Here is a 408-nt window from a genome sequence, read left to right on the forward strand (position 1 = left end):
CCGACAGCACAGCCACGCATTCCAGCCGGCGGTGGAGCCCACCGGCTGGACTGATGGCGGCTGCGCTGCGACCCTCGACGCGAGGGCTCGTCTATGAAGAGTTCTCGAAACCGGTCGCCGGTCCTGCGGCAGCGGGCCGCTACAGTTCCCGGGCGCTGGTCAGGATGCGGCCCACCATGCCATAGGCCACCGCCTCCTCGGCGCTCATCCAGTAGTTCCGGTCGGTGTCGCGCTCCACCCGCTCGTAGGGCTGGCCCGTCTCGCGCGCGATGATGCGGTTGATCCGCTCGCGCATCTTGATGATCTCGCGCGCCTCGATATCAATGTCGGTCGCCGGCCCGCGCACCCCGCCCATGGGCTGGTGCAGCAGGAAGCGGGTGTTGGGCAGGCAGAAGCGCCGCTCCCGGC

At 69.6% G+C, this 408-nt stretch carries 1 protein-coding gene; it reads right to left on the reverse strand.

Going from position 1 to position 408, the window contains the following annotated elements; translation table 11 throughout:
- Nucleotides 1–139 precede the first annotated feature (139 nt).
- Nucleotides 140–408: ATP-dependent Clp protease proteolytic subunit (locus tag Q7A36_RS41005; RefSeq protein WP_305109512.1), on the reverse strand; the 269-nt coding region annotated here is incomplete at its 5' end.

The sequence above is a fragment of the Paracraurococcus lichenis genome, from assembly GCF_030657435.1.
GTDB lineage: Bacteria > Pseudomonadota > Alphaproteobacteria > Acetobacterales > Acetobacteraceae > Paracraurococcus > Paracraurococcus lichenis.